Annotated in this window: 23 protein-coding genes; 11 read left to right on the forward strand and 12 right to left on the reverse strand. The window is 69.9% G+C overall.

Annotation, left to right across the window (positions count from 1 at the left end; all coding sequences use genetic code 11):
- Window positions 1-25 precede the first annotated feature (25 nt).
- On the reverse strand, window positions 26-313 hold the full coding sequence (locus E6O51_RS17810; protein ID WP_136386363.1) for a ComEA family DNA-binding protein: 288 nt from the start codon (window positions 311-313) through the stop codon (window positions 26-28).
- Window positions 314-464: 151 nt separating this feature from the next.
- The gene (locus E6O51_RS17815; protein WP_136386364.1) at window positions 465-1,895 is read right to left on the reverse strand and encodes a DEAD/DEAH box helicase; all 1,431 of its coding nucleotides are present in this window, start codon (window positions 1,893-1,895) and stop codon (window positions 465-467) included.
- 211 nt (window positions 1,896-2,106) lie between these two features.
- Between E6O51_RS17815 and ampD the strand changes: the two genes are divergently transcribed.
- Complete coding sequence (gene ampD / locus E6O51_RS17820) at window positions 2,107-2,679, forward strand: 1,6-anhydro-N-acetylmuramyl-L-alanine amidase AmpD (protein ID WP_136386365.1); 573 nt, start codon at window positions 2,107-2,109, stop codon at window positions 2,677-2,679.
- Window positions 2,680-3,031: 352 nt separating this feature from the next.
- A complete protein-coding gene (locus E6O51_RS17825; RefSeq protein ID WP_136386366.1) occupies window positions 3,032-3,730 on the forward strand; it encodes a lytic transglycosylase domain-containing protein in 699 nt (232 codons plus the stop codon).
- A 115-nt stretch (window positions 3,731-3,845) separates the two neighbouring features.
- Here the strand turns inward: E6O51_RS17825 and E6O51_RS17830 are convergent, their stop codons facing one another.
- Both E6O51_RS17830 and E6O51_RS17835 read right to left on the reverse strand, forming a co-directional pair.
- Complete coding sequence (locus E6O51_RS17830; protein ID WP_136386367.1) at window positions 3,846-5,021, reverse strand: pyridoxal phosphate-dependent aminotransferase; 1,176 nt, start codon at window positions 5,019-5,021, stop codon at window positions 3,846-3,848.
- Window positions 5,022-5,115: 94 nt separating this feature from the next.
- Entirely contained in the window at window positions 5,116-6,960 is a 1,845-nt protein-coding gene (locus tag E6O51_RS17835) for a phosphoenolpyruvate carboxykinase (GTP) (RefSeq protein WP_136386368.1), read from the reverse strand.
- Between the two features lie 328 nt (window positions 6,961-7,288).
- On the opposite strand from E6O51_RS17835, the gene E6O51_RS17840 reads away from it, so the two are divergent.
- From E6O51_RS17840 to E6O51_RS17850, 3 genes are all read left to right on the forward strand, one after another.
- Window positions 7,289-9,562, forward strand: coding sequence for an NADP-dependent malic enzyme (locus E6O51_RS17840; protein WP_136386369.1), 2,274 nt, complete (start codon window positions 7,289-7,291; stop codon window positions 9,560-9,562).
- A gap of 103 nt (window positions 9,563-9,665) precedes the next feature.
- Window positions 9,666-10,802, forward strand: coding sequence for a patatin-like phospholipase family protein (locus E6O51_RS17845; protein ID WP_136386370.1), 1,137 nt, complete (start codon window positions 9,666-9,668; stop codon window positions 10,800-10,802).
- Between the two features lie 170 nt (window positions 10,803-10,972).
- Window positions 10,973-11,887, forward strand: coding sequence for a serine hydrolase (locus E6O51_RS17850; RefSeq protein WP_136386371.1), 915 nt, complete (start codon window positions 10,973-10,975; stop codon window positions 11,885-11,887).
- 6 nt (window positions 11,888-11,893) lie between these two features.
- Here E6O51_RS17850 and E6O51_RS17855 read toward each other — a convergent pair whose 3' ends face one another.
- Window positions 11,894-12,616 carry an IclR family transcriptional regulator gene (locus tag E6O51_RS17855; protein WP_136386397.1) on the reverse strand — a complete coding sequence of 241 codons (723 nt, stop codon included), beginning with the start codon at window positions 12,614-12,616 and terminating at the stop codon, window positions 11,894-11,896.
- 180 nt (window positions 12,617-12,796) lie between these two features.
- On the opposite strand from E6O51_RS17855, the gene E6O51_RS17860 reads away from it, so the two are divergent.
- The 6 genes from E6O51_RS17860 to E6O51_RS17885 all read left to right on the forward strand — a co-directional run bounded on the left by E6O51_RS17860 (window position 12,797) and on the right by E6O51_RS17885 (window position 19,172).
- Entirely contained in the window at window positions 12,797-13,522 is a 726-nt protein-coding gene (locus tag E6O51_RS17860) for a (Fe-S)-binding protein (protein ID WP_136386372.1), read from the forward strand.
- Window positions 13,522-14,955, forward strand: coding sequence for a LutB/LldF family L-lactate oxidation iron-sulfur protein (locus E6O51_RS17865; RefSeq protein ID WP_136386373.1), 1,434 nt, complete (start codon window positions 13,522-13,524; stop codon window positions 14,953-14,955). The genes E6O51_RS17860 and E6O51_RS17865 overlap by 1 nt, the downstream gene beginning before the upstream one ends.
- Window positions 14,952-15,899 carry a D-2-hydroxyacid dehydrogenase gene (locus E6O51_RS17870; protein WP_230976839.1) on the forward strand — a complete coding sequence of 316 codons (948 nt, stop codon included), beginning with the start codon at window positions 14,952-14,954 and terminating at the stop codon, window positions 15,897-15,899. Before E6O51_RS17865 ends, E6O51_RS17870 begins: the two co-directional genes overlap by 4 nt.
- Before the next feature lie 10 nt (window positions 15,900-15,909).
- Complete coding sequence (locus tag E6O51_RS17875; RefSeq protein ID WP_136386375.1) at window positions 15,910-16,563, forward strand: LutC/YkgG family protein; 654 nt, start codon at window positions 15,910-15,912, stop codon at window positions 16,561-16,563.
- A 537-nt stretch (window positions 16,564-17,100) separates the two neighbouring features.
- Window positions 17,101-17,820: a pseudouridine synthase gene (locus tag E6O51_RS22310; RefSeq protein WP_230976840.1), complete on the forward strand. Its 720-nt coding sequence runs from the start codon at window positions 17,101-17,103 to the stop codon at window positions 17,818-17,820.
- The gene (locus E6O51_RS17885) at window positions 17,820-19,172 is read left to right on the forward strand and encodes an AmpG family muropeptide MFS transporter (protein WP_136386376.1); all 1,353 of its coding nucleotides are present in this window, start codon (window positions 17,820-17,822) and stop codon (window positions 19,170-19,172) included. Before E6O51_RS22310 ends, E6O51_RS17885 begins: the two co-directional genes overlap by 1 nt.
- A 16-nt stretch (window positions 19,173-19,188) precedes the next feature.
- On the opposite strand, the gene E6O51_RS17890 is transcribed toward E6O51_RS17885, so the two are convergent.
- From E6O51_RS17890 to E6O51_RS17920, 7 genes are all read right to left on the reverse strand, one after another.
- The gene (locus tag E6O51_RS17890; RefSeq protein WP_136386377.1) at window positions 19,189-19,986 is read right to left on the reverse strand and encodes an undecaprenyl-diphosphate phosphatase; all 798 of its coding nucleotides are present in this window, start codon (window positions 19,984-19,986) and stop codon (window positions 19,189-19,191) included.
- Window positions 19,987-20,133: 147 nt separating this feature from the next.
- Complete coding sequence (locus tag E6O51_RS17895) at window positions 20,134-20,334, reverse strand: hypothetical protein (RefSeq protein ID WP_136386378.1); 201 nt, start codon at window positions 20,332-20,334, stop codon at window positions 20,134-20,136.
- A gap of 127 nt (window positions 20,335-20,461) precedes the next feature.
- Window positions 20,462-21,661: an ABC transporter permease gene (locus tag E6O51_RS17900; protein WP_136386379.1), complete on the reverse strand. Its 1,200-nt coding sequence runs from the start codon at window positions 21,659-21,661 to the stop codon at window positions 20,462-20,464.
- Between the two features lie 3 nt (window positions 21,662-21,664).
- On the reverse strand, window positions 21,665-22,873 hold the full coding sequence (locus E6O51_RS17905) for an ABC transporter permease (protein WP_136386380.1): 1,209 nt from the start codon (window positions 22,871-22,873) through the stop codon (window positions 21,665-21,667).
- Window positions 22,873-23,580 (reverse strand): ABC transporter ATP-binding protein, encoded by a 708-nt coding sequence (locus E6O51_RS17910; RefSeq protein WP_136386381.1) that lies wholly within the window; start codon window positions 23,578-23,580, stop codon window positions 22,873-22,875. Before E6O51_RS17910 ends, E6O51_RS17905 begins: the two co-directional genes overlap by 1 nt.
- A gap of 7 nt (window positions 23,581-23,587) precedes the next feature.
- On the reverse strand, window positions 23,588-24,742 hold the full coding sequence (locus E6O51_RS17915) for an efflux RND transporter periplasmic adaptor subunit (RefSeq protein WP_136386382.1): 1,155 nt from the start codon (window positions 24,740-24,742) through the stop codon (window positions 23,588-23,590).
- Between the two features lie 63 nt (window positions 24,743-24,805).
- Window positions 24,806-26,530, reverse strand: a complete 1,725-nt coding sequence (locus E6O51_RS17920) for a glutamine--tRNA ligase/YqeY domain fusion protein (protein ID WP_136386383.1) — start codon at window positions 26,528-26,530, stop codon at window positions 24,806-24,808.
- Window positions 26,531-26,637 lie beyond the last annotated feature (107 nt).

Consider the following 26,637-nt stretch of genomic DNA (forward strand, 5'->3'; position numbering starts at 1 on the left):
CCTGTCGCAAGCCGTGGGCGGCCCGTTACTTGGCGGCCGTACGCGGGGCCGGCACGCCCACGGTGATCTGGTCGCCCAGCTTCTCCACCGTCTTGTCGCCGATGCCGGGCACCTTGGCGAGGTCCGCCGTGGTGGCGAACTTGCCGTGCTGCTGGCGGTATTCCACGATGGCCTTCGCCTTGGCGGGGCCGATTCCCTTGATCTGTTCGAGTGCCGTGGCATCCGCGGTGTTGATGTTCACCGGTCCGCCGGCGAGAGCGAGTGCGGGACCGAGGGCGAGGGCGACGACGAGGGTACGCAGGAAACGCTTCATGGTGCTGCCTCCGTGGTTGATGACCACGGAATTCTTGACTGTGACAAATGAATTTGTCAACGTGCACGTGTCATTTCGTCGGTGCGAGTGAAAACGGCCGTCCCGCAGCAGCAGGACGGCCGTTTTCTTTTTCAACTGCCGGGGGATGGGTTCAGCGCTTGCCGTCGCCCGGCTTGGAGGAGAACAGCGCGGGGCGCTGCGACGGGCGGCGGCCGGCGTCGCTGCGTGCCTCGTCGCGGCGCGGGCCGCGCGCGGGCTGTTCGCCCGCCGCCGCCTTGCGCGGCTGCTTGTTGCGCGGCGGGTTGCCGTGGGCGTCGGCGCGGGGGGCGGGGCGGCCGCCTTCCGCGGTGTGGCGCGGGCGCTTGTGCTCGTGGCGGCCGTGGGGCGGCGTGCGCGGCGGGCGGTCGTCGCCCGCGTCGTCGGCAGAGGTTGCGCTGGGCACGAAGCCCTGGGGCACGGCGCGCTCGATGCGGCGCTTGATCAGGCGCTCGATGGCGGCGAGCAGCTTGGTCTCCTCGGCGTCCACCAGGGATACCGCCGCGCCGCTGGCGCCGGCCCGGCCGGTGCGGCCGATGCGGTGCACGTAGTCTTCCGGGACGTTGGGCAGCTCGAAGTTCACCACCTGGGGCAACTGGTCGATGTCCAGGCCGCGGGCGGCGATGTCCGTGGCGACCAGCACCTGCAGCTTGCCGTCCTTGAAGTCGGCCAGCGCCCGGGTGCGGGCGGACTGGCTCTTGTTGCCGTGGATGGCGGCGGCCGGAATGCCGTGCTTGGCCAGGTATTCGGCGAGCTTGTTGGCGCCGTGCTTGGTGCGGGTGAACACCAGTACCTGGAACCACTGCCTTTCCCGGATCAGCCAGGCCAGCAGTTCGCGCTTTTGCTTCTGGGGAATGGTGTAGACCGACTGCTCCACCAGTTCGGAAGCGGTGTTGCGGCGGGCCACTTCGACGCAGCCCGGGTTGTGCAGCAGGCCGTTGGCGAGTTCGCGGATTTCGTCGGAGAAGGTGGCGGAGAACAGCAGGTTCTGGCGCTTCTTCGGCAGCAGCGCGAGCACCTTGCGGATGTCGCGGATGAAGCCCATGTCCAGCATGCGGTCGGCCTCGTCCAGCACCAGAATCTCGACGCCGGAGAGGTCCAGCGTCTTCTGGCCGACGTGGTCCAGCAGCCGGCCAGGGGTGGCGACGAGGATGTCCACGCGCTTGCGCAGCGCGGCGATCTGCGGGTTGATGCCCACGCCGCCGAACATCACCATGGAAGTGAGCGGCAGGTGCTTGCCGTAGGTCTGTACGGATTCTTCCACCTGGGCGGCGAGTTCGCGCGTCGGCGTGAGGATCAGGCAGCGCGGCCGGCCGGCGGCGCGCGGGTGGGTGTGTTCGGCCGCCAGGCGGTGCAGCACCGGCAGTGTGAAGCCGGCGGTCTTGCCGGTACCGGTCTGGGCCGCGGCGAGCAGGTCGCCGCCGGCCAGCACCAGCGGAATGGCCTGGGCCTGGATGGGCGTCGGCGTGGTGTAGCCCGCTTCGGCAATGGCGCGCAGCAGGGGTTCGGCCAGCCCGAGGCTGGCGAAATCGGTTTGGTTCGTCATGTAGGGAAAAGCTCCAGCGGCGGCCTGCCGCCCGTTGCGGGCGGCACCAATCGAGGCTGGCGGGGCAAGGCCGGCAAGGGAATGGATGCCGGCGGGGTGAAGAGGGTTTTGCGGCCGCAGCGATTGGCAAGTGCGGAGCAAGCGGCGGATTGTACGGGAATCGCGCCGCCGTGGGGGATAATCTGCACTTTTCGGCGAAGGTGGCGGCAGGATGGGCGAACAGGCGCAGAAGGCAGGGGAGTTTGCCGATGGCTGGCTGGCCGGCGTGCGCCGCGTGCCGTCGCCGAACTTCGACGCCCGCCCGCCGGGCACGGCGGTCGAACTCGTCGTGGTGCATGCCATCAGCCTGCCGCCCGACTGCTTCGGCGGCCCCGGCATCGAGCAACTCTTCACCAACTGCCTGGACCCGGCCGCGCACCCCTACTACGCCGCCATCCACGCCCTGCGCGTGTCGGCCCACTTCCTGATCCGGCGCGACGGCGAGGTGACCCAGTTCGTCAGTGTCGATGAGCGCGCCTGGCATGCCGGCGCGTCGTGCTGGCAGGGGCGGGAGCGCTGCAACGATTTTTCCGTCGGCATCGAACTGGAGGGCTGCGACAGCCTGCCCTTTGAGGCGGTGCAGTACCGTCGCCTGGCCGATCTGATCGCGTCGCTGAAGGCGGCCTACCCCATCCGCGAGGTCACCGGGCACGAGCACATCGCCCCCGGCCGCAAGACCGATCCCGGCCCGTGTTTCGACTGGGAACGGCTGCAGGCGCTGCTCGCCGGACGCGCCCCGGCGTGATCCGCGCCACGCCGGCGAGGATGGGCCGGCTTTACATTGTTTAAAAGAATCAATATCATCCGCCCGTCTGCTGCATTGCGGCAAACATTTTTCAGCATGTTTCTGGTGCGGCTCCGGGCCTGGGGCGATCTGCCTGGCCGGGTGCAACGAATGGCCGCTCGCACCGCGGGGCCCGCTGTCTGGTTGCGGCAGCGCGCTTGAACGACGACCGGCGACCGCAAGCTTTCTCCCGCCGCCGACCCCGCTCCGGGTCGTGCCGGCAAGATCTCTCCGGACCTTCCCGTACACCCCACGGTGGGGATAGGGCCGGCCTGGACCAAGCGCGCGGTACCGGCACGGAGGAACCGACCCTATGTCCGCAACTCGTTTCATCGGCGCCGCACGCAGGGGCGCCACCCTTCTCATGCACGCGATCCACGGCGGCCTGCTCGGCGCCGGGCTGATCGCCTTCGCCGCCCTGGCCGCCAATCTGATGGAGCACGGGCCGCTGCGCTATTTCGACGGCAGCATGGCCGAGGCCCATGCCGCGGTGGCGTCGCGCTACGATTTCGGCGCCGCCGCCGTGGAGCCGGAGCCGCCCACGCTGTCGGCCGAAATGGAGCGCGTGCGGGACTACGTCGCCCGGCGCTACCGCGTCTCCGCGGTGGCGCTGGAGCCGGTGCTGATCGCGGCTGAGGACAGCGCGCGCAGCGTCGGCATCGATCCGCTGCTGGTGGTGGCGGTGATCGCGGTGGAATCCAGCTTCAACCCCTACGCCGAGAGCCACGTGGGCGCCCAGGGGCTGATGCAGGTCATCCCGCGCTTCCACATGGACAAGATCGGCGCGGAGGCGGGCGAGGACGCCCTGTTCGACCCGGAACTCAACGTGCGCGTAGGCACTCTGGTGATCCACGAAGGGCTGCGCCGCTTCGGTTCGCTGCAGGCCGCGCTGCAGTACTACGGCGGCGCGCGCGGCGATCCCGAGGCGGCCTACTACCGCCGCGTGATGGCGATGAAGCAGCGCCTGGCGGCTGCGGCCGGACGCGGGCAGGCGACGACTACCGGCGTCTGAACGCCGGCAACTGGATACCCGTTCGGGCTGAGCCTGTCGAAGCCCGCTTTCCGCCCTTCGACAGGCTCAGGGCGAACGGCATTGTCACTTCACCGCTGTACCTGTTCCGGCCGCTTCAGCCGAGCAGCCGGCCCATGCGCTCGCAGGCTTCCAGCAGGCGCGCCTCCCGCGTGGTGTAGGCGATGCGCAGGTGGCGGCGCGGTAGATGGTCGCCGAAGTCCAGCCCTGGCGTGGCGGCCACGCCGGCCTCCTCGATCAGCCGGCGCGCCAGCGCCTCGCTGTCCTCGGCCAGGTGGCTGGTGTCCGCGTAGATGTAGAACGCGCCCTGGGGTTCGGTGGCGATGCCGAAGCCCAGTTGGCGCAGGGCCGGCAGCAGGGTGTCGCGGCGGCGGGCGAACTCGTGGCGGCGCTCCTCCAGGATGTCCAGTGTGGCCGGCGCGAAGGCCGCCAGCGCCGCGTGCTGCGCCGGCGTGGAGGCCGAAATGAAGAAGTGCTGGGCGAGCTTTTCCACCTCGCGCACCCAGCACCGGGGCACCACCAGCCAGCCCAGGCGCCATCCGGTCATGCCGAAGTACTTGGAGAAGCTGTTCACCACGAACAGGTCCTCGGCCGCGGCCAGCGCGGGCTGGGCCAGCACGGTGGAGGCTTCCACGCCGTAGGTCAGGCCCTGGTAGATCTCGTCCACGATCAGCAGGCCTCCCCGCGCGCTCGTTGTGCCGTGCAGCGCGGCCAGTTCGCCGGCCGTGAGCAGCGTGCCAGTGGGGTTGGACGGGGTGGCCACCATCAGGCCCCGGGTCTGGGGCTGCCAGGCGGCGTCCACCTGGGCCGGCGTGGGCTGGTAGCGGGTGGCGGCGTCCACCGGCAGCGCCCGCGCGCGGCCTTCCACGCTGCGCACCAGGTGGCGGTTGGAGGGATAGCCCGGATCGGGCTGCAGCCATTCGTCGCCCGGGTCGGTGGAGACGGCCAGGGCCAGCATCAGCGCGCCGGAGGCGCCGGGGGTGACGACGATGCGCTCGGGCGCCACGTCGGCCTGGAAGCGGTCGCGGTAGAAGCGGGCGATGGCCTCCCGCAGCGCGGGCAGGCCCAGCGCGGCGGTGTAATGCACGTCGCCGCGGGCGAGGAAGCGGGTGGCGGTTTCCACCATGGGCTGCGGCGTGGGGAAGTCCGGCTCGCCGACTTCCATGTGGATGATGTCGCGCCCCTGGGCTTCGAGCTCGCGCGCGCGGCGCAGCAGCTCCATGACGTGGAAGGGCTGGATGTCGGCCATGCGGCGGGCGGGTTGCGGGGGCATGGGGCGTCCTCGGCAGGGTGGGGCGGCAAAGCAAAAAAGCGCCGGCGGGCCGGCGCTTTCTCGGGGCGGCCGGCGCGGGGCCGGCTGGGCACGGTCAGACCGACAGGGCCAGTTCGAACAGCTCGCGCTTGAGCACCAGTTGCTTGGGCAGGCGGTCCTGCAGCTTGTCGAACCATTCCTTGTGCAGGGCCAGTTCCTGCTTCCAGGCTTCGGCGTCGACCTGGGTCAGGGCTTCGAATTCCTCGCGCGTGACCTTGGCACCGCTCCAGTCGATGTCCTCGAACTTCGGCATCCAGCCCAGCGCGGTTTCCTTGGCGGCGACGCGGCCCTTGACCCGGTCCACGATCCACTTCAGCACGCGCATGTTCTCGCCGAAGCCGGGCCACATGAACTCGCCCTTCTCGTTCATGCGGAACCAGTTCACGCAGAAGATCTGCGGGGCGTGCTCGATGACGTGGCCCATGCGCAGCCAGTGGTTGAAGTAGTCGCCCATGTGGTAGCCGCAGAAGGGCAGCATGGCGAAGGGGTCGCGGCGCACCACGCCCTGGGCGCCGAAGGCGGCGGCGGTGGTTTCCGAGCCCAGCGTGGCGGCCATGTACACGCCGAAGTTCCAGTTGAAGGCCTGGTACACCAGCGGCACGGTGGTGGCGCGGCGGCCGCCGAAGATGAAGGCGGAGATCGGCACGCCCGCCGGGTCTTCCCAGGCCGGGTCGATGGACGGGCACTGGCTGGCCGGGGCGGTGAAGCGGGAGTTGGGGTGGGCGGCCTTGCGCCCGGTTTCCTTGGCGATCTCCGGCGTCCAGTCCTTGCCCTGCCAGTCGATCAGGTGGGCGGGCGCTTCCTTGCTCATGCCTTCCCACCACACGTCGCCGTCGTCGGTGAGCGCGACGTTGGTGAAGATGATGTTCTCCTTCAGCGTCGCCATCGCGTTGTAGTTGGTCTTCTCGGAGGTGCCGGGGGCCACGCCAAAGAAGCCGGATTCGGGGTTGATGGCGTAGAACTTGCCGTCCTTGCCCGGCTTGATCCAGGCGATGTCGTCGCCCACCGTGGTGATCTTCCAGCCGCCGAAGCTCTGGGGCGGGATCAGCATGGCGAAGTTGGTCTTGCCGCAGGCCGACGGGAAGGCGGCGGCCACGTAGGTCTTCTCGCCGGTGGGCGATTCCACGCCGAGGATCAGCATGTGCTCGGCCAGCCAGCCTTCGTCGCGGGCCATGGTGGAGGCGATGCGCAGCGCGAAACACTTCTTGCCGAGCAGGGCGTTGCCGCCGTAGCCGGAGCCGTAGGACCAGATTTCCCGCGTTTCGGGGAAGTGCACGATGTACTTGGTGGTCGGGTTGCACGGCCAGCGGCTGTCCTTCTCGCCATGCGCCAGCGGGGCGCCGACCGAATGCACGCAGGGCACGAATTCGCCGTCCGTGCCGAGCACTTCCAGCGCGCCGCGGCCCATGCGGGTCATGGTGCGCATGTTGGTGACCACGTAGGGGCTGTCGGTGATCTCCACGCCGATGTGGGCGATGGGGCTGCCCAGCGGGCCCATGGAGAACGGCACCACGTACAGGGTGCGGCCGTGCATGGACGCCTTGAACAGGCCGTTCAGGGTTTCCCGCATGGTCGCCGGGTCTTCCCAGTTGTTGGTCGGGCCGGCGTCGGCCTCGTCCCGGGAGCAGATGAAGGTGCGGTCCTCGACGCGGGCGACGTCGGAGGGGTCGGAGCAGGCCAGATAGGAGTTCTTGCGCTTTTCCGGATTCAGCTTGATCAGCATGCCGGATTCGACCATCTCGGCACACAGGAGGTCGTATTCCTCCTGGGAGCCGTCGCACCATACGACGCGGTCGGGTTCGGTCAGGGCGGCGATTTCGGCCACCCATTTCTTCAGACGTTCGTGGCGGACATACGCCGGGGCTGCAGCATGGGCTGCTTCGGAAAAGCGTCGATTCATGACGTGGAGCTCTCCTCTCCTGATTGCGGATGCAGGTCTTCCCGCCGATCGAACGCCGTGCTTCTCGGCGGGGCGGCGGGCATCCTTCGCGCTGCCCCGCTTGCGGAAAATACGTGGAGTTTCCGCGGTCGGCGAAAGCCTAGAATTATGCCACGGAGCGCAGTGGCCGGCAGAAGCGCTGGTTCCACATGGCAGTTTTACTTTTCGTAATGTGGAAAATGCCGCAACGGAGTATGCTTTGCCCTTCGCATCCGGCCCTGCGGCCTTCCGGTCGCGCGGAGATACTGAACGACACAACAACCACAATAACCAGAGACGGGAAAAAGACATGGACGAACTGATTCGCGCTGCCGCGCTCGACTACCACCGCCATCCCCGCCCGGGGAAGATTTCGGTGACGCCCACCAAGGTGCTTTCCAACCAGCGCGACCTGTCGCTGGCCTATTCGCCCGGCGTGGCCGCGGCCTGCGACGCCATCGTCGAGGACGCCGGACAGGCCGCCGAGCTGACCGCGCGTTCCAACCTGATCGGCGTGGTCACCAACGGTACCGCGGTGCTGGGCCTGGGCAACATCGGCCCGCTCGCCGCCAAGCCGGTCATGGAAGGCAAGGGCGTGCTGTTCAAGAAGTTCGCCGGCATCGACGTGTTCGACCTGGAGATCAACGAGCCCGACGCGGACAAGCTGATCGACATGATCGCCGCGCTGGAACCGACCTTCGGCGGCATCAACCTGGAAGACATCAAGGCGCCCGAGTGCTTCTACATCGAGTCGAAGCTGCGCGAGCGGATGAAGATTCCGGTGTTCCACGACGACCAGCACGGCACCGCCATCGTGGTGGGCGCGGCCATCCTCAACGGCCTGCAGATGCAGGGCAAGGACCCGAAGAAGATCAAGCTGGTCACCTCCGGCGCGGGCGCGGCGGCGCTGGCCTGCCTGGACCTGCTGGTGATGCTGGGCATTCCGGTGGAGAACATCTGGGTCACCGACATCGAGGGCGTGGTGTACGAGGGCCGCACCGCGCTGATGGACCCGATCAAGGCGCGCTACGCCAAGAAGACCGAGGCCAGGAAGCTCGCTGAGGTCATCGAGGGCGCGGACGTGCTCCTGGGCCTGTCGGCCGGCGGCGTGGTCAAGGGCGAGATGGTGGCGAAGATGGCGCCCAACCCGCTGATCCTCGCGCTCGCCAACCCCACGCCCGAGATCCTGCCGGAAGAGGTCAAGGCGGTGCGCGACGACGCCATCATCGCCACCGGGCGTTCGGACTACCCGAACCAGGTCAACAACGTGCTGTGCTTCCCCTTCATCTTCCGCGGCGCGCTGGACGTGGGGGCCACCACCATCACCGACGAGATGAAGCTCGCCGCCGTGCGCGCCATCGCCGAACTGGCCCGCGCCGAGCAGAGCGACATCGTCGCCGCGGCCTACGGCGAGAAGGTGGGCGGCTTCGGCCCCGAGTACATCATCCCGCGCCCCTTCGATCCGCGCCTGATCGTCAAGATCGCCCCCGCGGTGGCGGAGGCGGCGATGGCCTCCGGCGTGGCCACCCGCCCCATCACCGACTGGGAGGCTTACCGCGGCCAGCTCAACAACTTCGTCTGGCACTCCGGCCTGATCATGAAGCCGGTGTTCGCCGCTGCGCGCGAAAATCCCAAGCGCATCATCTTCTCCGAGGGCGAATCGGAGAAGGTGCTGCGGGCGGTGCAGACCGTGGTGGACGAGGGCCTGGCGCGGCCGATCCTGATCGGCCGGCCGGAAGTGGTGAGGAACAACATCGAACGCTTCGGCCTGCGCATGGCCGTCGAGCGCGACTTCGAGCTGGTCAATCCGGAGTCCGACCCGCGCTTCAGGGAGCTGTGGCAGCACTACCACGGCCTGATGGAGCGCCGCGGCGTGTCGGTGGAATACGCCAAGAAGGAAGTGCGCCGCCGCACCACGCTGATCGGCACGCTGCTGCTCAAGTTCGGCTACGGCGACGGGCTGATCTGTGGCACCTACGGCATGCACCGCCTGCACCGGGAGTTCGTCGAGACCGTGCTCGGCCGGCGGGAGGGGGTGGATCACCTGTATACGGTGAACCTGCTCAGCCTGCCGGGCCGCACCCTGTTCCTCGCCGACACCTACGTAAACTACGACCCCACCCCCGAGCAGGTGGTGGAGATGACCCTGCTCGCCTCCGAGGAGATGAAGCGCTTCGGCGTGGAGCCGCGGGTGGCGCTGCTGTCCCACTCGTCCTTCGGCTCGGCCGATTCACCCACGGCGGAAAAGATGCGCGCCGCGCTGCGCATCCTGCACGAGCAGCATCCCGACCTGTCGGTGGAAGGCGAAATGCACGGCGACTCGGCGCTCGACGCCAAGCACCGTCTGCAGATCTTCCCCAACGCGAAGATGCGCGAGGACGCCAACCTGCTGATCTTCCCGACCCTGGACGCGGCCAACATCGCCTTCAACCTGCTCAAGAACGCCGCGGGCGAGGGCATGACCGTCGGTCCCATCCTGCTGGGTGCGGCCAAGCCGGTGCACATCCTCACCCCGTCCACCACCGTGCGGCGCATCATCAACATGACCGCGCTGACGGTCGTGGAGGCCGGGCAGGAGGGGTAAAAGCACGGATTGCCGGTGATTCCGCCGCCTGTTCCATGCCCGCACCGGGGCCTGCCGCGGTAGCATCCGGGGCATCGGCGATGGAGACGCGGGGGAGGCGGCGGTGAACCGGGACGGGGAAAGGGCGGCGCTGGTATTGACCGGCGGCGGCGCTCGCGCCGCCTACCAGGTCGGCGTGCTGGCGGCTATCCGCGAACTGCGCGGGCGCAGCCCGGGCAACCCCTTTCCCATCCTGTGCGGCACCTCGGCCGGCGGCATCAACGCCGCCGCACTGGCGGTGTTTTCCGCGGATTTCAACGCCGCGGTGCGCAAGCTGGTGTGGATCTGGCGCAATTTCCACGTGGAGCAGATCTACCGTACCGACCCCGCCGCCCTGTTCGGCTCCTTCCTGCGCTGGGGCTCCGCACTGACGCTGGGGTGGGCGTTGCGCCAGACTCCGCGCGCGCTGCTCGACAACGCGCCGCTGGGGCGCCTGCTCGCCCACGTGCTGGACTTCTCCGCGATCGAGCGGGCCATCGCCGCGGGGCACCTCTACGCCGTGTCGGTCAACGCCTCCGGCTACACCTCCGGCGAGAGCCTGGCCTTCTTCGAGGCCGCGCCCCAGGTGCAGCCCTGGCGCCGCGCGCAGCGCGTGGGCATGCGCGCCCAGCTCGGGGTCGAGCATCTGCTCGCCACCAGTGCGCTGCCTTTCGTGTTTCCGGCGGTGAAGATCCACCGCGAATACTTCGGCGACGGCTCCATGCGCCAGCTCGCGCCCATCAGCCCGGCCATCCACCTGGGGGCCGACCGCATCCTGGTGATCGGCGCCGGGCGGCTCGCCGAGGAAGGCCGCCAGCGCACCGACAGCTACCCTTCGCCGGCGCAGATCGCCGGCCATGCCCTGTCGAGCATCTTCCTCGACACGCTGGCGGGCGACCTGGAGCGCCTGGAGCGCATCAACACCACCGTCGGCGCGCTCACCCCGGCCCAGCGCGAGGCCGCCGGCATCCGCCTGCGGCCGCTGGAGACGCTGGCGATCTCGCCCTCCCGGCGCCTGGACACGATCGCCGGACGCCACCGGCGCAGCCTGCCGCCGCTGCTGCGCACCGTGCTGGGCGGCATGGGGGCGATGCGGCGCGAGGGTTCGACGCTGCTCTCTTACCTGCTGTTCGAACCGCCCTTCACCCGTGCGCTGATCGAGCTGGGATACCACGACGCCCATGCGCGGCGCGGCGAAATCGCCGATTTCCTGCGGCTTTGAGGAGGGTGGGAATGACTACGGAATGGATCGGGGGCCCGGTGCGGGCGAAGTTGTGACGGGGTGTGATGCCCACTAGTTCGCAAATAACTTCAAAAAAACTTGCTATCTCTCTATTTTTAATAACAATAACGAAGAAAACGCTGAACCCTTTCCCAACGGATCCGCTCGACATGTATCGAACCATTGCCGCCGCCCTGTTCGGGCTCGCCCTTGCCCAGGCCGGCCTGAGCGCGCCCGCGGTGGCCGCGCAGGGCACCGGGAAGCCGTCCAAGACCGCGGCGAAGCCGGCGGACGAGGCGCATGCCGGCGAGCCCAAGCTGATTTCGAGCGCCTTCGCCATCGCCCACCAGCTCACCGGCGAGATCATCGCCGAGCACAAGGGCGAAGAGGTGCTGCCCATCGCCTCCATCACCAAGCTCATGACCGCCATGGTGGTGCTCGACTCGGGCCAGGGGCTGTCCGACGCGCTCACCATCTCCCGGGCCGACTTCGATACGCTGAAGGGCACCGGCTCGCGCCTGCCGCTCGGTACGCGCCTCTCCCGCGAGCAGATGCTGCTGCTGGCGCTGATGTCGTCCGAGAACCGCGCCGCGTCGGCGCTGGCGCGCCACTATCCCGGCGGCGAGGACGCCTTCGTCAAGGCCATGAACGTCAAGGCGCGCATGATAGGGCTCAACGACACCCGCTTCTTCGACGGCACCGGCCTCGATCCGCGCAACGTCTCCAGTCCGCGCGACCTGGTGAGGATGGTGGCCGCCGCCGCCGAGTATCCGCTGATCCGCGAATTCACCACCGCCGACGAGCGCCAGGTGCGCGTCGGCCGCCGCCTGCTGCAGTACCGCAACAGCAACAGCCTGGTGCGCAAGCCCGGGTGGGACATCGGCCTGTCCAAGACCGGCTTCATCCGCGAGGCCGGCCGCTGCGTGGTGATGCAGACCTGGCTGCAGGGCGAACCGGTGATCATCGTGCTGATGAACGCGCGCAGCCGCTGGGCGCGCGACACGGACGCCAACCGGCTGCGGGAATGGCTGCAGAGCGTCGGCCTGCATCGCCTCGCCCACGCCGGCAGCCAGCACGAAGGCTGACGCGGGTCAGCGCTTCACGTACCCCATCGCCTGGGAGATTTCCTCCGCGGTCTGGCGCACCAGCGGCGCCCAGTCCGGGTTGAAGCGCTCGGACGGCGTGGACAGGGACAGGCCGGCGATCAGCTCCCCCGAGTCGTCGCGGATGCCCGCGGCGATGCAGCGCACGCCGTTCTCCACTTCGTCCAGGTCGAAGGCCACGTTGTGGCGGCGCACTTTGTCGAGTTCCCGTTCCAGCGCCGGCAGCGCGGTGATCGAAGTCGGCGTGGACGCCGGCAGGCCGGTGCGGCGCGCGTAGTCGCGTACCGTCTCCGAACCGTCTTCCACCAGGAACAGCTTGCCGGTGGCGGTGGTGTGCAGCGGCGCGCGCGCGCCGACGATGTGCACCACGCGCACCGCCGAGCGGCCGCTGGAGGTGCGTTCCACATAGACGATCTCGTCGCCGTCGCGGATGCCCAGGTTCACGCTCTCGCCGGTGGCCGCGTGCAGCTTGAGCATGGCCGGCATGGCGGTCTCCCGCAGGGAGATGCGCGACTTCACCAGGCTGCCCAGTTCCAGCAGGCGGATGCCCAGGCGGTAGACGCCCGGTTCGGTGCGCTCGACGAAGCCGCTCTGGCTCATGGCGCCGAGGATGCGGTGGGCGGTGGAGGGGTGCAGGCCGGTGTCCAGCGCGAGCTGCTTGAGCGGCACCGGGTCGTTGTGGCGCGCCAGGGCATCGAGCAGCTTCATCATGCGCTCGATGACCTGGATGGGATTCTTCGCTTCCGGCGCTGCGGCTGCCGAAGGCCGGGTCTTGGTATTGGTGGGGGCCACGTCGATCCTGCGGGTTTTCCGTAACTTGCGAATGGTAGCCGGCTGGCTTAATTTCGCCTAGTGAAATGAAGCGGCGGGCGCCGCCAGGGGGAGGGGGGAATGCGGGTAGGCCTGTTCGTGACCTGTCTGGTGGATCTGATGCGTCCGCGCATCGGCTTTGCGGCACTGAAGCTGCTGGAAGGCGCGGGCTGCGAAGTGGTGGTGCCGGAAGGCCAGACCTGTTGCGGCCAGCCCGCGTACAACGCGGGGGACGCGGCCACCGCGCGCGGCCTGGCGCTCAAGGTGCTGGACGATTTCGAAGGGCTGGACTGGGTGGTGGCTCCCTCCGGCTCCTGCGGCGGGCAGATCGTCAAGGCCTATCCCGAGCTCCTCAAGGACGACCCCGCCAACCACGCCCGCGCGCTGCAACTGGCGGCGCGCACGCGGGAGCTGACCGATTTCCTCGTCAACGTGCTCAAGCTCGAAGCCGTGCCCGGCCGCTTCGACGGCACGGTGACCTACCACGACTCCTGTTCCGGCCTGCGCGAACTGGGCGTCAAGGCCCAACCGAGGCAACTCCTCGCCAGGGTGCCCGGCCTGCTGCTCACCGAGATGGGCGGCTGCGAGGAATGCTGCGGCTTCGGCGGCACCTTCTCGGTGAAGTTCGGCGACATCTCGGCGCAGATCGCCGAGCGCAAGGCGCGCAACGTCCAGGCCAGCGGCGCGGATGCCGTGGTGCTGGGCGACCTGGGCTGCATGCTCAACATCGAGGGCAAGCTGCGCCGCATGGGCGACGAGAACACGCGCGTGCTGCACGTGGCCGAAGTGCTGGCCGGAGACGCCTGATGCGCAGCCAGGCGATGTTCTTCAAGGCGCGCGTGGGCGACAAGCTGGCCGACCCCGTGCTGCAGGAAAACCTGGGCAAGGCCAAGAGCAAGTTCGTCGATGCCCGCGCCCGCGCGGTGGCCGAATACGAGCGCGACGAGGGCGCCGACTTCGAGTCCCTGCGCGAGGCCGGCCGCGCCATCCGCAACCGCACCCTGGCCAATCTGGACGTGTGGCTGGAGACCTTCGAACAGAAGGCCGGCGAGCGCGGCGCCCAGGTGAAGTACGCTCGCGACGGGGAGGAAATCTGCCGCCTGGTGGTGGAGATCGCCCGCCGCCACGGCGTGACCAAGGTGGTCAAGTCCAAGTCCATGCTGTCGGAGGAGGCCGGGCTCAACAAGGCGCTCGCCGAGGCGGGCATCCAGCCCGTCGAGACCGACCTGGGCGAGTACATCCTGCAGATCAACGACAACGAGCCGCCGTCCCACATCATCGCGCCGGCCTTCCACAAGTCCAAGGAAGAGGTCGCGGAGCTCTTCACCCGCACCCACGGCAGGCCGAAGAAGAGCGGCATCGAGGAGATGACCCGGGAGGCGCGGGAGACCCTGCGCAGCCACTTCCTGAGTGCCGGCATGGGCATCTCCGGCGGCAACTTCCTGATCGCCGAGACCGGCTCGGTGACGCTGGTCACCAACGAGGGCAACGGCCGCATGGTGACGACCATGCCCAAGGTGCACGTGGTCATCACCGGCATCGAGAAGGTCATCCCCACGCTGGAGGACTTCGCCACCCTGATGCGCCTGCTGCCGCGCTCGGCCACGGGTCAGCACATCTCCAACTACGTCTCGGTGCTCACCGGCGTGAAGCGCCCGGAGGACCTGGACGGGCCGGAGCACCTGTATTTCATCCTGGTGGACAACGGCCGCGCCAGCCTGCTCGGCACCGAGTTCCAGGAGATGCTGCGCTGTATCCGCTGCGGCGCCTGCATGAACCACTGCCCGGTGTACCAGACCGTGGGCGGCCACGCCTACGGCTGGGTGTATCCGGGGCCCATGGGCTCGGTGCTCACGCCCCTCTACACGGGCATCGCCAACGCGCTCGACCTGCCCCACGCCGCCACCCTGTGCGGCCAGTGCAGCGTGGTGTGCCCGGTGAAAATCCCGCTGCCCGAACTGCTGCGCGGCCTGCGGGAGAAGCAGGTGGACATGGACCTGCGCCCGAAGAGCGAACGCCTGGCCTTGCGCCTGTGGGGCTGGGTCGCGCGCCGGCCGTCGCTCTACGGGCTGGCGGCGAAGCTGGCCGTGCGTTATCTCAACTGGCTGGCCGAGGGCCGCGACCGCATCCCGCTGCTGGGCATCGCGCCGGAATGGACGAAGGGGCGCGACTTCCCCGCGCCGCAAGGGCGCACCTTCCGCGAGCTGTATGCCGAACGGCGCCGGAGGGAAGGGCGGTGATCACCATCGTCTGCCTGGAGCGGGATGCCGTCGGTGCCCGTTTCCGCGCCCCGGACCTGCCCCACCGCTGGATCGAATACCCCGCCACGGAGCAGGCCGACGTGGCGGAACGCCTGGCCGGCGCCCAGGTGGCCATCATCAACAAGCTCCGGCTGGGGGAAGCGGAACTCGCCGCGCTGCCGGACCTGCGCATGGTCGCGGTGGCCGCCACCGGGGCGGACAACATCGACCTGGCCGCCTGCCGCGCGCGGGGCATCGTGGTCTCCAACGTGCGTGGCTACGCGGTGGACAGCGTGCCGGAGCACGCCCTCCTGCTGATGCTGGCCCTGCGCCGACGCCTGCTCGACTACGTCGCCGACGTGCGCGCCGGGCGCTGGGCGCGGTGCGAGAACTTCTCCTTCTTCGACCACCCCATCGTCGACCTGGCCGGCAGCACCCTGGGCATCGTCGGCCATGGCGGCCTGGGGCAGGGGGTGGCGCGTCTGGGCACGGCCTTCGGCATGCGCGTGCTGCTCGCCGAACGCCGCGGCGCGGCCGTGCCGCGCTCAGGACACACCGCCTTCGACGAGGTGCTGGCGCAGGCGGACGTGCTCTCCCTGCACTGCCCGCTCGACGACGCCACCCGCGGCCTGATCGGCGCCGCGGAACTGGCCCGCATGAGGCCGTCCGCGATCCTCGTGAACACCTCCCGCGGCGGGCTGGTGGACGAGGCGGCCCTGGCCGACGCCCTGCGCGCCGGCCGCCTCGCCGGCGCGGCCACCGACGTGCTGTCCGCCGAGCCGCCGCGCGACGGCAATCCGCTGCTCGCCCCGGACATCCCCAACCTGATCGTCACCCCCCACGTGGCCTGGGCCTCCGCCCAGGCCATGCAGCGCCTGGCGGACCAGGTCATCGCCAACATCGAAGCCTACGCCGCCGGCGCGCCGCGCAACCGGCTGTACTGAAGGACCATCCATGCAAGCCCGTGAAGACATCCTTTTCCGCGTGCGCGCCGCCCTCGGCCGCAGCGACCGCAACCGCCACGAGGGCGAGACCGACGTGCAGGCCGCCTTCGCCGCCCGCGCCCAGGGACCGCGTCCGCAACTGGGGGCGGACCTGGCGGCGCGCTTCCGCCACGAGTGCGGCGTGCAGTCCTCCACGCTGGACGAGGTCGCCGCGCTGGCCGACGTGCCCGCGGCAGTGGCGCGCTATCTCGCCGAACGGGGCCTGCCGCCGCGCGCCGTGGTGTGGCCGAAGTACGCCGGCCTGCCCTGGGCCGCGGCCGGTGTGGAGGCCGAGGCCCGTGCCGCGCGGGATGAAGACCTGGTGGGCATCACCGGCTGCTTCTGCGCCATCGCCGAAACCGGCACGCTGATGACCTGCTCCGCGCCGGACACCCCGCCCTCTACCAGCTTGTTGCCCGAAACCCACATCGCCGTCGTGCCGGTGTCGCGCATCGTTGCCGGCATGGAGGATGGCTGGGCGCTGGCCCGGGCCGAGCTGGGCGAGCTGCCGCGGGCGGTGAACTTCATCTCCGGCCCCTCCCGCACCGGCGACATCGAGCAGACCATCGTGATCGGCGCCCACGGTCCCTACCGCGTGCACCTGATCCTGGTGCGGGAAGGCTGATCGCGCGCCTGTCCGGGCGGGTCGGGATCGGGGATAATGCGCCCTTCGCCCGGCGCATCGCCGGGCCGTCCGAGGTCCGCCTTGAGCACCCCACGCAGAACGCCTCCCGCCCCGGCTCCTTCGCGCATTGCCGGCACCCTGAAAGCGCGCCCGAAACCGGAGGAAGCGCCGGCGGAGTCGCCGGCGCCGGAAACGGCCGCGGCGCCCGCGCCGAAACGCACCGGCGCGGCGAAGGTACCGGCCAGGCTGGCCGGCGAACGCAGGACGGGGGCTCCGCGGAGGGAAGGGGCGGGCAAGCCCACCGCCGGCAAGCCGGCAGCCGGTAAATCTCCTCGCCCGCAACCGGGGGGCGAACGGAAGCCGGCCGGCAAGCCGGGAGCATCCGAAACGCGCGCCCGACCCCGCCGCACCGGCGAGGACAAGCCCGCGGCACCCCGTCCGGCCGCCGCGCGCCGCGCCGAGCCCCGGCCGTCTCCCCATCCTGCCGAACCGCGTCCGGCCCCACGTCCTGCGAGCACGGCGCCGGCCGCCGAAGGCGTGCGCCTGTCCAAGGTCATGGCCGAGCGCGGGTTGTGCTCCCGGCGGGAGGCGGACGGGCTCATCGAGCGCGGCTGGGTGTTCGTGGACGGCCGCCGCATCACCGAACTGGGTACCCGCATCGACCCGCAGGCGAACATCGCCCTGGCCCCGGAAGCGCGCCGCCAGCAGGCGCAGCGGGTGACCATCCTGCTGCACAAGCCGGTGGGCTACGTCTCCGGCCAGCCCGAGCCGGGCTATGAGCCGGCCGTGGTGCTGATCACCGCCGGAAATCAATACGACCGCGGGCAGGCGCAGAACTTCCATCCTTCCCAGTTGAAGGGCCTGGCCCCGGCCGGGCGGCTGGACATCGATTCCACCGGCCTGCTGGTGCTGACCCAGGACGGGCGCATCGCGCGCCAGTTGATCGGCGAGGATTCCAAGGTGGAGAAGGAATACCTGGTGCGCGTGGAAGGCGAGTTGCCGGCCGAAGGTTTGGCGCTGCTCAACCACGGCCTGGAGCTGGACGGCCGCCGGCTGCGCCCGGCCCAGGTGGAATGGGCCAACGAGGACCAGTTGCGCTTCGTGCTGCGGGAAGGGCGCAAGCGCCAGATCCGCCGCATGTGCGAGCTGGTGGGGCTGAAGGTCACGGGCCTGAAGCGCGTGCGCATCGGCCGCGTGCCCTTGGGCGACCTGCCCGCCGGCCAGTGGCGCTATCTGCGCGAGGACGAGCGCTTCTGATGCGTACCCGGCTGGCGGCGGCCTTCGCCACCTACTGGAACCGGCGCATGCTGACGCTGCTGGCGCTGGGCTTTTCCAGTGGCCTGCCGGCGCCGCTGGTGTTCTCCAACCTGTCCATCTGGCTGCGGGACGAGGGCGTGAGCCGTACCGACATCGGCCTCTTCGCGCTGGCCGCCACGCCCTACGCCATCAACTTCCTGTGGGCGCCGGTGCTGGACCACCTGCGCCTGCCTTGGCTCACGGAGCGCTTCGGCCGCCGGCGTGGCTGGGCGCTCGCCACCCAGGTCGCGCTGATGGGCGCCGTCCTGTGGATGTCATCTGCCGCGCCGGCCCAGCACCTGTGGATGATGGCGGTGGCCACGCTGCTGGTCACCACGGCCAGCGCCACCCAGGACATCGTGATCGACGCCTACCGCATCGACGTGCTGGAGCCGGAGCAGTACGGCGCCGGCTCCGCGGTGGCGATCTGGGGTTGGCACCTGGGGGGCACGGTGGTGGGCGGCGCCGGTGGGCTGGTGCTGGCCCAGCACTTCGGCTGGCAGGCGGCCTACCAGGTGCTCGCCCTGGCAGTGCTGGTGGGCATGGTCGCCATCCTGCTGAGCCCCGAACCCGCCCGTGGCGTGCCGCGCGCGGTGGCGGCGGCGGAAGAGGCGGTGCGTGTGCGCCTCGCCCGGCGCCTGCCGGCCGCGCCAGCGGCGGTCGCGGCCTGGCTCTACAACGCGGTGGCGGCGCCCTTCGCCGAGTTCATGCGGCGGGAGGGCTGGGTGCTGGTGCTGGTGTTCGTGTTCGTATTCAAGTTCGGCGACGCCATGCTGGGACGCATGTCCGGCGTGTTCTACCGGGAGCTGGGCTTTTCGCTGACCGACATTGCGGAAGTCTCCAAGCTCTATGGCTTCGCCGCCAACCTGGCCGGGGTCTTCCTGGGCGGCGTGCTGGCGGCGCGCATCGGCGTGCTGCGGGCGCTTTTCGTCGCCGGCGTACTGGCGGCGGCCACCAACCTGACCTACGCGGCGCTGGCCGTGGTGGGCCAGCAGAAGTGGATGCTGGCGGTGGCGGTGGTGTCGGACAACTTCACCGGCGGACTGGTCACGGTGGCTTTCGTCGCCTACCTGTCCGGGCTGTGCAACGTGGCCTACACGGCCACCCAGTACGCCCTGCTGAGTTCCCTGGGCAATCTGTCGCGCATCTGGCTGTCGGCTTCGGCGGGCTACGTGGTGGACCGCCTGGACGGGGACTGGGCGACCTTCTTCATCCTCTGCGCCGGCCTCGCGCTGCTGGGCCTGCCGTTGCTGGTGTGGCTGATGCGCCGCTTCCCGTCCCACGTGGGCGCGGCGCAGCGCGCCGCGGCCTGACGCTTTCAGCCTGCGTTCAGAGGTAGATCCACAGCAGCACCGCGCCCAGCAGCAGGCGGTAGGCGACGAAGGGCTGCATGCCGATGCGGTTGATGAAGGCCAGGAACCAGTGGATGCACAGGTAGGCGCTGATGCCGGCCAGCACGGCGCCGGCGATCAGCGCGGACCAGTCCACCGGGTGGCCGTTGGTCAACAGTTCCAGGGTTTCCAGGCCGCCGGCGAGCACGATGACCGGGATGGAGAGCAGGAAGGAAAAGCGCGACGCGCCCTCCCGGCTCAGGCCGGTCAGCAGGCCGGCGGTGATGGTGATGCCGGCCCGCGAGGTGCCGGGAAACAGCGCCAGCGCCTGGGCACAGCCCACCACCAGCACGTCGCGCCAGGTGAGTTCGTGCTCCGTGCGCGTGCCGCGCCGGCGCCAGTCCGCCCAGCCCAGCAGCAGGCCGAAGGCGATCATGCCGATGGACAGGGTCACCGGCGAGCGCAGGTAGGCTTCGACGATGTCCTTGAATGCCAGTCCCGCGAGGCCCACCGGAATGGTGCCCAGGATCACCGCCCAGGCCAGCCACGCGTCGCCGTCGAGCTGGCGGGTGGTGAGCGAACGCGTCCAGCTTCTTGCCATGCCGGCCAGTTCGCCGCGGAAATAGAGCAGCACCGCGGCGAGCGTGCCCACGTGCAGGGCCACGTCGAAGGCCAGGCCCTGGTCTGGCCAGCCGGTGAGGACGGGCACCAGGATGAGGTGGGCGGAGCTGGAAATGGGGAGGAACTCGGTGAGTCCCTGTACGACCGAGAGAACGACGACTTGGAGCCAGTCCATGGAATCCGCTGAATGGGTTGCGGGTTGATGCCCGCAGCCTGCGGACACGGGAGACGCGGGCGCGTCGAAACTGCCGCCCGCGCGAAGCGCCCGGCATTCTCGCACAAAACGCCCGTTCTTCCGGTCAGACCCTTGTGTCGGCGCGTGTCACGGCGCGTGGTGGGTGGCCTGGAACTCTTCGACGTGTTCGGCATCGAGTCCGCTGACTTCGGTGAAGCAGCCTTCCAGCGGACAGATTCGGCCCGGCGGGCAATGGTGTTCGCGCGCGCATTCCTGCTGCGTTTCGTCGAGCAGGACCATCTCGTGTACCTTTTCGCAGCGCGCGATCGGGGAATCAAAGAAGCACATGATCTCCTCCTCTCGTGTCGTCGCGACCTGTGCCCTTGGACACGGTCGCTGTCCCACTCTCAATCTAGGCGAGCGCTGCGGACCGTGACGGATTAGCGCGACGCGGTTTGATCTGGCGCAAAAGACCCTACTCCGAGCGCAGGGATTCCACCGGATCGAGGCCCGCCGCGCGCCGGGCCGGCAGCACGCCGGCGGCGAGGCCGATGAGGACGGCCACCCCTTCGGCGAGCAGCGCGAAATGCCACGGGGTGGCGACCGGCAGCGCGGGCAGGACGGCGGCGACCAGTTGCGCGATGCCGGCCCCGGCCGCCAGGCCGAGCGCACCGCCCAGCGCGGAGAGCAGCACCGCTTCGGCGAGGAAGAGCAGTAGCACGGTGGCACGCCGCGCGCCCAGCGCCACCAGCAGGCCGATTTCGTTGGTGCGCTCGGCCACGGCGATGGTCATGATGGTGACGATGCCCACGCCCCCCACCGCCAGGGAGATGCCGCCCAGCGCGCCCACCGCCATGGTGAGGATGTCGAGGATGTTGGAGAGCGTGCGCAGCATATCCTCCTGGGTGGTCAGCGTGAAGTCGTCGCGGCCGTGGCGGGCGGTGAGCACGCGGCGGATGTCGGCGGCCACGCCGGCGGCCGGCACGCCTTCGGCGTAGGAGACGTTGATTTCCAGCAGTCCGTCGCGCTGGAACAGGGCCAGGCCGCGGCCGGCGGGGATGTAGGCGATGTCGTCCAGGTCGAAGCCGAGCACCTGGCCCTTTTCCTCCATGACGCCGATGACCCGGTAGCGCTCGCCGCCGATGCGCACGCGCTCGCCCAGCACGTTGGTCTCGCCGAACAGTTCGCGCTTCAACTTGGCGCCCAGAACGACGAAGGCGCGCGCATGGGCCGGATCGTCCGGCGGCAGGAAGCGGCCGCTGCTGATCCGCATCGCCACCACGTCCACGAAGCCGCTGCCCACGCCGTAGACCGAGGTGCGCCGCACCCGGTTGTTGCCATGCACCTCGGTATTGCCGAACACCACGGGGGTGACGCCGGTCACGTTGGGCAGGCGTTCCAGCGCCGCCGCATCCTCCAGCGTCAGTTCCCGAGCGGTGTTGGGCACGCCGGGCGGGCCGCCGCGGGCGCCCTGGCGGCCCGGCGTGATCTCGATGATGTTGGTGCCGAACTGGGTGAACTCGGCCAGCATGTAGCGGTGCAGGCCTTCGCCGATGGAGGTGAGCAGGATCACCGCGGCGATGCCCACGGCGATGCCGAGCAGGGTCAGGAAGCTGCGCAGGCGGTGGGCGGTCAATGCCCGCAGGGCCAGCCACAGGAAGTCGCGCCAGGCCATGGCCTATCGCTTTGCCAGCGCCTGCACCGGATCGAGCCGGGCGGCGCGGCGTGCCGGCTGCACGCCGAACAGGATGCCGGTGGCGAGCGCCGTGCCCAGCCCGGCGGCCACCGCCCAGTCCGGCGGCCAGGACGGCAGCACCGGCCAGGCCAGGCGCAGCAGCGCCGCGCCCCCCTGGCCGAGCGCCACCCCTGCCAGTCCGCCGGCCAGGGACAGCAGGCTGGCCTCGGTGAGGAAGGCGTTGCGGATGGTGCGCGGTTCGGCGCCCAGGGCCTTGAGCAGGCCGATCTCGGCGGTGCGCTGGGTCACGGACACCAGCATCACGTTCATCACCAGGATGCCCGCCACCGCCAGGCTGATGGCGGCGATGCCGGCCACCGCCATGGTCAGGGTGCCCAGGATGCGGTCGAAGGTCTCCAGCACGGCGTCCTGGGTCAGCAGGGTGATGTCCTCCTCGCCCGCGTGGCGGTTGCGGATGATGTCGGTGATGTCCGCCTTGGCCGCTTCCAGGGCGCTGCGGTCGCGGGCCTCCACCAGGATGCGGAACAGGGTGTTGGTGTCGAACATGGCCAGGGCGCTGGCCACGGGGATGATCACCTGCTCGTCGGTGTTCATGCCCAGGCCCTGGCCGGAGGCGGCCATGACGCCGATGACGCGGAAGCGCCGGTCGCCGAGGCGCACCAGGCGGCCCACCGCCGGCTCCGCGCCGAACAGCTCGCGCTGGATGGTGGCGCCGATCACCGCCACGTTGGTGGCGCGGCGCAGGTCCTCCCGGGGCAGGAAGCGGCCGGCGGCCAGATCGAGCCGGCGTACGGCGGTCATGTCGCTGCTGGTACCCACCACCACCACCTCCCGCAGGCGGCCGCCAGCGGAGATTTCGCTGTTGCCCACCAGCAGCGGTGCGATGCGGGTGACTCGGGGCGAGCGCAGCAGGGCCTCCGCGTCCTCCACGGTGAGGTCGCGGGGCGTGGAGGTGACCAGGCTGCCCGGGTTGATGCCGCCGGTCTCGGAGCGGCCCGGCAGCACGATGACCAGGTTGCTGCCCAGGGCGCCGAATTCCCCCACCACGTAGCGCCGCGCCCCGTCCCCCAGCGCGGTGAGCACCACCACCGCGGCCACGCCGATGGCCATGGCCAGCACCATCAGCACCGTGCGCAGCGGGTTGCCGGTGGCCGCGCGGGTGGCGAAGCGCAGGGTGTCGGCGGCGCGCATCAGGGGTTTGCGAAGGTGTCGGCCGGCGTTTGCCGCAGGTCGTCCACGATGCGTCCGTCCTCCATGCGGATGCAGCGCCGGGCGCGCGCGCCCATGGCGGGGTCGTGGGTGACCACGATCAGCGTCACCCCGCCGGCGTTGAGCTCTTCCAGCAGGCGGGTGACCTCCTGGCCGGTGGCACGGTCCAGGTTGCCGGTGGGTTCGTCGGCCAGCAGCAGCGCCGGGCGCATGATGGTGGCGCGCGCGATGGCCACGCGCTGGCGCTGGCCGCCGGAGAGCTGGTCCGGGCGGTGGCCGGCGCGGTCCTCGAGGCCGAAGTCGCGCAGCGCGGCGGATACCCGCGCGTGGCGCTCGGCGGCCGGAACGCCGGCCAGCATCAGGGGCAGGGCGACGTTCTCCGCCGCGGACAGGCGCGCCACGAGGTGGAAGCTCTGGAACACGAAGCCGATGCGCTCGCGCCGCACTGCGGCCTGCTCGTCGGCGTCCAGCGTGGTGACGTCGCGTCCTTCCAGGTGGTAGCGGCCGGCGTTGGGGCGGTCGAGCAGGCCCAGCAGGTTGAGCAGCGTGGACTTGCCCGAGCCGGATGGACCCATCACCGACAGGTATTCCCCCGCCTCGACCCGCAGCGCCACCGACTGCAGCGCATGCACCTGGCTGTCGCCCAGCGTGAAGATGCGCTCGATGCCGCCGAGTTCGATCAGGGCCATGGCCGCGTCAGCGCCGGGCCGCGTCTTCGGCCACCACGCGCGCGCCGGGGCGCACGCCTTCCCGCTCCAGCGAGGTGACGATGTGCTCGCCCCCGGCCAGCCCGGCGGAGACCTCGGTGTATTCCCAGTTGGCCACCCCGGTCTGCACGCGGCGTTCTTCCAGCACGCCGTCGGCGCCCACCACCAGCACGGTGTTGCCGGTGCGCAGCGCGGCGGTGGGCACGCGCAGCACGTCTTCCCGCGTGGCGAGCACGATCTCCACGTCCGCGCTGTAGCCCACCAGCAGGCCGCGCGCCTCTTCCTGGGAGGCGAAATCCACGTCGATGTCCACCGTGCGCGCCTGGCGTTCCTCGGCGGAGACGAAGGGGGCCACCCGCCGCACCGTGGCGGCGAAGTGGCGGCCGGGCAGGGCGTCCACGCTGACCCGTGCGGACTGGCCGGGCTGGATGCGGGGCGCGTCCACCTCGTCCATGGGGGCCTTCACGTACAGGCAGGAGTCGTCCAGCAGTTCGATGGCCGGCGGCGTGGCCACGCCCGGCGGCGAGGGGGTGGAATATTCGCCCAGCTCGCCGGTGATCTTGGCCACCGTGCCGGCGAAGGGGGCGACGATGACGATGCGGCCCAGATCGATGTCCGCGGCGGCGAGTTGGCGTTCCGCCGTGGCCACGTCGGCCCGGGCGCTGGTGCAGGCCGCGCGGCGCGCGTCGGCGTCGGTGCGGGCGCTCTCCACCCGCGATGTGGAGACGAAGCCGCGGGCGGCCAGCGCTTCCTGGCGCTCGGCCTCACGTTCGGCATTGACGGCCACGGTGCAGGCCTCGCGCGCCCGGCTCCTCGCGGTGGCGAGCTGCGTCTCGGCTACCTGGACGCGCGCGCTGAGGTCCTGGTGCCACAGGCGCATCAGCACCTGGCCGGCCTCGACCCGGTCGCCTTCGTCGACGCCCAGGTATTCGATGCGCCCGCCCAGGATCGTGGACAGCCTGGTGCGCTGGCAGGCTTCCACCTCGCCGGCCCGCGTGTTCGACACGCTGGCCTCGACCCGGCCCCGGTCCACGGCGCGGGTGGCCACCGCCAGCGGCTCGGGGCGGGCGAACCAGGCAAGCGCGGCAGCGAGCGCCGCCACGAGCACGACTGCGATGAGGATGCCGCGCCACCTGCGTGTCATGGTCCGGTCCTGTTCAGCACGGCGTCCATGCTACCCGGATCGTCACCGCGGGCAAGTGCGGGCCTACTTCTTCCAGGTGTCCTTGAGCGTCACCGTGCGGTTGAACACCGGCGCGCCGTCGCGGGAATCCAGGCGGTCGGCGACGAAGTAGCCGTGGCGTTCGAACTGGAAGCGCTCCTCGGGCCGAGCCTGCTTCAGGGCCGGTTCCAACCAGGCGCGGATGACGCGCACGGAGCCCGGGTTGAGGTCGTCCAGGAAGCTGCGCTCCACGCCTTCCGCATCACCCTCGCGGCGGGCGCCGGGGTAGGGGTGGGCGAAGAGGCGGTCGTAGAGGCGCACTTCGGCCTGGTAGCCGTGGGCAGCGGAGACCCAGTGCAGGTTGCCCTTGACCTTGTAGTTGTCGGCGCCGGGCGTGCCGGACTTCGAGTCCGGCATGTACTCGGCGAGCACTGCGGTGACGCGGCCGTCGGCGTCCTTCTCGCAGCCGGTGCACTTGATGACGAAGCCGTAGCGCAGGCGCGCCATGTTGCCGGGGTAGAGGCGGTGGTAGCCCTTGACCGGCTCTTCCATGAAGTCCTCGCGCTCTATCCACAGTTCGCGGCCGAAAGGCATGTCGCGCTTGCCCAGTTCCGGCTTCAAGGGGTGGTTGGGCGCCTGGCACAGTTCCGACTGGCCTTCCGGGTAGTTGGTGATGACGAGCCTCAACGGGTCGAGCACGGCGACGCGGCGCTCGGCCGCTTCGTTGAGATGCTCGCGCATGCATTCTTCCAGCACGCTGATGTCGATCCACGAATCCGCCTTGGACACGCCGATGCGCTCCGCGAACAGGCGGAAGCCTTCCGGCGTGTAGCCGCGCCGGCGGGCGCCGATCAGGGTGGGCAGGCGCGGGTCGTCCCAGCCGGCCACGAAGCCTTCCTCCACCAACTGGATCAGCTTGCGCTTGGAGAGCACCACGTAGGTCAGGTTGAGGCGGGCGAACTCGATCTGCTGGGGCAGCGGGCGCGGGAAGTAGCCGCCTTCGGTGAGCGCGTCCAGCAGCCAGTCGTAGAAGGGGCGCTGATCCTCGAATTCCAGCGTGCAGATGGAATGGGTGATGCGCTCGATGGCGTCCTCGATGGGGTGGGCGAAGGTGTACAGGGGGTACACGCACCACTTGTCCCCGGCGCGGTGGTGGGCGGCCTTGCGGATGCGGTAGATGACCGGGTCGCGCAGGTTGATGTTGGGGCTCGCCATGTCGATCTTCGCCCGCAGCGCGTGGGCGCCGTCGGGGAACTCGCCGTCGCGCATGCGGCGGAAGAGATCCAGGTTCTCGTCCACGCCGCGGCCGCGCCAGGGGCTGTCCTTGCCCGGCTCGGTGAGCGTGCCGCGGTAGGCGCGCATGTCCTCGGCGGAAAGCGAATCCACGTAGGCCCTGCCGGCGCGGATCAGGTATTCCGCGTACTCGTACATGCGGTCGAAGTAGTCGGAGGCGAAATACTGGTGCGGACCCCAGTCGTAGCCCAGCCAGCGCACGGCGTCCACGATGGAATCCACGTATTCCTGCTCTTCCTTCTCCGGGTTGGTGTCGTCGAAGCGCAGGTGGCACACGCCGCCGTACTGTTCGGCCAGGCCGAAGTTCAGGCAGATGGACTTGGCATGGCCGTAGTGCAGGTAGCCGTTGGGCTCGGGCGGGAAGCGGGTTTCCACGCGGCCGTTCCACTTGCCGCTGCGGTTGTCCTCTTCGACGATGTTGCGGATGAAGTTGCTCGCGGCGGCTGGCGCCTTGTCGGCGGGCGTATGCTGGGTCATCGGGTGCTCTGTACGGATGGCGATTGCGGCGGGGTTGAAGCGTTGGCGGGCATTGTAGCCGAAGCCCGCCGCTATAATCCCCGGATAGCGGAAGGATGTCGGAGGAT

It is taken from the genome of Pseudothauera rhizosphaerae, from assembly GCF_004801305.1.
In the GTDB taxonomy this organism is placed as follows: Bacteria; Pseudomonadota; Gammaproteobacteria; order Burkholderiales; family Rhodocyclaceae; genus Pseudothauera; species Pseudothauera rhizosphaerae.

Bases quoted from the DNA above. Each gene is read 5' to 3' on its own strand.
- E6O51_RS17810 (WP_136386363.1), bottom strand. From the start codon at position 313: ATGAAGCGTTTCCTGCGTACCCTCGTCGTCGCCCTCGCCCTCGGTCCC.
- E6O51_RS17815 (WP_136386364.1), bottom strand. From the start codon at position 1,895: ATGACGAACCAAACCGATTTCGCCAGCCTCGGGCTGGCCGAACCCCTG.
- ampD (WP_136386365.1), top strand. From the start codon at position 2,107: ATGGGCGAACAGGCGCAGAAGGCAGGGGAGTTTGCCGATGGCTGGCTG.
- E6O51_RS17825 (WP_136386366.1), top strand. From the start codon at position 3,032: ATGTCCGCAACTCGTTTCATCGGCGCCGCACGCAGGGGCGCCACCCTT.
- E6O51_RS17830 (WP_136386367.1), bottom strand. From the start codon at position 5,021: ATGCCCCCGCAACCCGCCCGCCGCATGGCCGACATCCAGCCCTTCCAC.
- E6O51_RS17835 (WP_136386368.1), bottom strand. From the start codon at position 6,960: ATGAATCGACGCTTTTCCGAAGCAGCCCATGCTGCAGCCCCGGCGTAT.
- E6O51_RS17840 (WP_136386369.1), top strand. From the start codon at position 7,289: ATGGACGAACTGATTCGCGCTGCCGCGCTCGACTACCACCGCCATCCC.
- E6O51_RS17850 (WP_136386371.1), top strand. From the start codon at position 10,973: ATGTATCGAACCATTGCCGCCGCCCTGTTCGGGCTCGCCCTTGCCCAG.
- E6O51_RS17855 (WP_136386397.1), bottom strand. From the start codon at position 12,616: ATGATGAAGCTGCTCGATGCCCTGGCGCGCCACAACGACCCGGTGCCG.
- E6O51_RS17860 (WP_136386372.1), top strand. From the start codon at position 12,797: ATGCGGGTAGGCCTGTTCGTGACCTGTCTGGTGGATCTGATGCGTCCG.
- E6O51_RS17865 (WP_136386373.1), top strand. From the start codon at position 13,522: ATGCGCAGCCAGGCGATGTTCTTCAAGGCGCGCGTGGGCGACAAGCTG.
- E6O51_RS17875 (WP_136386375.1), top strand. From the start codon at position 15,910: ATGCAAGCCCGTGAAGACATCCTTTTCCGCGTGCGCGCCGCCCTCGGC.
- E6O51_RS17885 (WP_136386376.1), top strand. From the start codon at position 17,820: ATGCGTACCCGGCTGGCGGCGGCCTTCGCCACCTACTGGAACCGGCGC.
- E6O51_RS17890 (WP_136386377.1), bottom strand. From the start codon at position 19,986: ATGGACTGGCTCCAAGTCGTCGTTCTCTCGGTCGTACAGGGACTCACC.
- E6O51_RS17895 (WP_136386378.1), bottom strand. From the start codon at position 20,334: ATGTGCTTCTTTGATTCCCCGATCGCGCGCTGCGAAAAGGTACACGAG.
- E6O51_RS17900 (WP_136386379.1), bottom strand. From the start codon at position 21,661: ATGGCCTGGCGCGACTTCCTGTGGCTGGCCCTGCGGGCATTGACCGCC.
- E6O51_RS17905 (WP_136386380.1), bottom strand. From the start codon at position 22,873: ATGCGCGCCGCCGACACCCTGCGCTTCGCCACCCGCGCGGCCACCGGC.
- E6O51_RS17910 (WP_136386381.1), bottom strand. From the start codon at position 23,580: ATGGCCCTGATCGAACTCGGCGGCATCGAGCGCATCTTCACGCTGGGC.
- E6O51_RS17915 (WP_136386382.1), bottom strand. From the start codon at position 24,742: ATGACACGCAGGTGGCGCGGCATCCTCATCGCAGTCGTGCTCGTGGCG.
- E6O51_RS17920 (WP_136386383.1), bottom strand. From the start codon at position 26,530: ATGACCCAGCATACGCCCGCCGACAAGGCGCCAGCCGCCGCGAGCAAC.